The organism is Mycobacterium sp. (assembly GCF_035697385.1).
Taxonomy (GTDB): domain Bacteria; phylum Actinomycetota; class Actinomycetes; order Mycobacteriales; family Mycobacteriaceae; genus Mycobacterium.
In genome coordinates, this window is record NZ_DASSCY010000324.1 from 1 (window position 1) to 3,380 (window position 3,380).

Below are 3,380 nucleotides of genomic sequence, written 5' to 3' on the forward strand. Positions count from 1 at the left end.
CGACTGTCGACGGTTCACTCTCATGGCTGACGACGGTCATCGCCAGCTTCCAGCCGTCTCCCGGTGCACCGACCATCTGATCGGCGGGTACACGGGCGCCATCGAAGGTCACCTGGCCGAATTCCTTTGTCACGCCGCTGATCATCTTGAGCGGCCGCTGCTCGACACCCGGCTGATGCATCGAGACGACGAACGCCGAGATGCCGCGATGCTTGGCTACCGACTTGTCGGTCCGCGCCAGCACCAGGCACAGGTCAGCAACATCGGAGTAACTCGTCCAGATCTTGTGGCCGTGGATGACGTACTCGTCCCCTTCGCGGGTGGCCGTCGTGGTGAGCGATGCCAAGTCCGACCCCGCGCCCGGCTCGGAGAACCCCTGACACCAACGCTCGGTGCCGTTGATCATGCCCGGCAGGAAGCGTTGCTGCAGTTCCTTGCTGCCATGATGACCGAGCCCGACGACTAGGTAACCGAGGCTTGGCCGCGCCGGGGCGCCCGCCGTCGCGATCTCCTCGTCGACGATGACGTCGTAGACCGGCGGAAGCTCCTGACCACCGAATTCCTTGGGCCACGAGGTGCCGAAGAAGCCCGCCTCGTACAGCGCTTGATGCCAGGCGCCTTGGGACGCCCAATACTCGTCGCCCGACGTCGGGAACTTGCCCTTTTGCTCGGTCAGCCAGCCACGCAACCGTTCCCGGAACGCGGCCTCCTCCGGCGAATCACGAAAGTCCAATGTTGATCTCCCTCAAGGTGACTGGCCACAAAGTGGTGGACAGCAGTACGCGTCGCAGGTACACGTGGGCCAAACACTCCCAAGTGTTACCGATGCCACCGTGCACTTGAATCGATGTCTCGCACACCGTCTTTGCGGCGCGCGCGCAGTAGAGTTTCGCGATTCGACCGGCGTCGACCGCCTCGGCAGGTGACAGTTCGTCGACCGCCCACGCGGCGTACCACAGCACGCTGGTCGATCCCGCGATCAGCGCCAGACTCTCGGCGAGCATGTGCGCGACGGCCTGGTAGGACCCGATCGTCTTGCCGTATTGCTGGCGCACCTTCGCGTAATCGGTGGCCAAGTTCAGCGCTCCGCGGGCAGCCCCGAGCATGTCGGCCGACGATGCCACCAACGCCAATGCATACCAGGCGTCGTGATGGTCGCTCGACACACGTCCGAGTTCTTCTGGTTCACCGAGTGTGGCGGCCCGGAAGCGGGTGAGATCGACGCCGCTGGTCGCCTCGCTCAGCTCGGAGGCGAATAGTGTACCCCCCGAAACGCTTACCCCACGGCTGATGCCGCGAGCATCCGGCGCCGTTCCGTCGAGGACGATCGTTGCCGGGGGGGCATCCGGAGCGACGTGACGCTGTACTTCGTCAGCTAGGACGGGCCCCAGGTAAGGCATGTCGACGAGTCCACGTCCGAACTCCTCGGCGACGATGGCTACTTCGACGCCCGAGGCACCGTCGCTGCGCAGCCATCGCCAACCGGTTGCGCCAACCGTCTTCTCCAAGCGCACGACGCGTTCCGCATCATCTAGGTCCGCGACTGACGCCGGTCCCAGGTCGTTGACGAGCTTGGCTGCCGCATCGCGCAGTTCTCGTTGTTCATCGGTTAGACGTACGTCCATAGGTTCCTCACCTCGGATGAATGGGCAATGCCAATCGAGCAGGCCCGACTCCTCACGTTCACGAACACGGGATTGGGGCAACACCGATCGCGCCCACTGCTTGCAACCGGGCGATCTCGTCGCCGTTGAATCCGAGTTCGTTGAGTACCGCCTCGGTGTGCTCCCCCAACGCCGGAACCGAGCCCATTGGCGGCGAGAAGCCGTGAATGATCGGCGGTGGTAGCAAGGCGGGGATCGGACCGCCCGGTGTTTCGATCTCACGCCACCGGTCGCGATCCTGCAGATGCGGATGCGCGATGACTTCGGAGATGGTGTTGTACCGGGCGTTGCCGATGCCCGCGGCGTCCGCGGTCGTCTGTATGTGGGCCAAGTCGTGTCGCCCACACCAGTCGGCGATCAACTCGTCGAGTTCGGTGCGGTGCTGGGCACGTAGCGAGTTGGTGGCAAACCGCGCATCGTCGGCGAGGTCGGGGCGCTCGATGACCTTGCGTGCAAGCCGTTGCCATTCGAGGTCATGGGTGGTTCCCATGACGACGGTGTGACCGTCGGCGGTCGGATACGCGCCATAGGGCGCGACGGCCGGTGAACTCATTCCGAGCGGTTGCTGATCTACGCCGGTGTGCCGGGTGAAGTTGAGCTGATAGCCCAACATTTCCATCATCGTGTCGAACAGGCTCACGCTGACCCTGGCACCACCGTGGCCCGCCGTCCCCCGACGCTCGCGTCCAAAGAGCAGCCCCATGACCGACAGTGCGGCGTAGAGGCCGGTCGTCACGTCGGCAACGGCCGGGCCCGGTTTGGCTGGCGCCCCCGGATGGCCGGTCACGGCGCATGTGCCTGACTCCGCTTGCACCAGTAGGTCGTAAGCCCGCTTGTCCGAGAGCGGTCCGCCTCGTCCATATCCGTCGATCTCGACGGCGATGAGGTCCGGGAACCGCGCCGCGAGCTGCTCCGGACTGATGCCGAGCCGGTGAGTGGCACCGGGCGCGAGGTTGGACAACAACACGTCGGCCGTTTCGATTAGCCGGAACAGAATGTCCATTCCCTGCGGTGTCTTCAGGTCGAGTGTCACCGATTCCTTGCCGCGATTCACCCAAACGAAGTGGGCGGCCAGCCCGTTGACGACAGTGTCGAGGCTCCGTGCGAGATCACCGCCGTGCGGACTTTCCACCTTGATCACGCGGGCACCGAAGTCGGCTAGCGTGCGCGAACACATCGGCGCTGAAACCGCCTGTTCGAGCGCCACGACAGTGACCCCCGCCAATGGCGCCGAGGAGGCCGACCCGGTTGACGGCATAGCGCTAATCGAGATTCCCCTCAGATCGATCGGCCCACATGGCGGGCCTTGCTGATGCACCGACTCGCACCCAACGGCGTTAGGTTTAAAACCTTACCAAACGCTGTCTGGTTTTGGTAACTTGGCATCCACCGCGACGAGGCGCGCAGCCAGGGCCGCTGCAAGGAGCCTTGGCCGACAGACGTCGCCTTCGGGCTGTCCGGTGTTGACTGCCGATAGCACGGAGGCCACTGATGGAATCGTTCATCCACCTGCGCAAAGGCAAGACGCCGCGGAGATTGCATGCCGACCTCGGCGGGCTCAAGGACGACGAACTGGGCCGCGGCGGCTTCACGGGACGAACCGCGAACATGTACCGCCGCCACGACCCCACCGCGTACCGATCCGTCGGTCCGTTGCGGCCGATCGACGCATCGTGTGGTGAGCTCAAGCCCAGCGATTCCACCGATGCCTACGGT

Annotated in this window: 3 protein-coding genes and 1 pseudogene; 1 reads left to right on the plus strand and 3 read right to left on the minus strand. The window is 64.5% G+C overall.

What is annotated here, in order from left to right:
* The 3 genes from VFH65_RS27530 to VFH65_RS27540 form a co-directional block, all read right to left on the minus strand.
* On the minus strand, positions 1–733 hold a 733-nt coding region (locus VFH65_RS27530; RefSeq protein WP_353326031.1), incomplete at its 3' end, for an acyl-CoA dehydrogenase family protein.
* Positions 720–1,625: an acyl-CoA dehydrogenase family protein gene (locus tag VFH65_RS27535; RefSeq protein WP_353326033.1), complete on the minus strand. Its 906-nt coding sequence runs from the start codon at positions 1,623–1,625 to the stop codon at positions 720–722. The genes VFH65_RS27535 and VFH65_RS27530, both read right to left, overlap by 14 nt.
* A gap of 58 nt (positions 1,626–1,683) precedes the next feature.
* A complete protein-coding gene (locus VFH65_RS27540) occupies positions 1,684–2,922 on the minus strand; it encodes a CaiB/BaiF CoA transferase family protein (RefSeq protein ID WP_353326035.1) in 1,239 nt (412 codons plus the stop codon).
* Positions 2,923–3,155: 233 nt separating this feature from the next.
* On the opposite strand from VFH65_RS27540, the pseudogene VFH65_RS27545 reads away from it, so the two are divergent.
* A pseudogene (locus VFH65_RS27545) lies at positions 3,156–3,380 on the plus strand (homogentisate 1,2-dioxygenase); the annotation flags it as partial.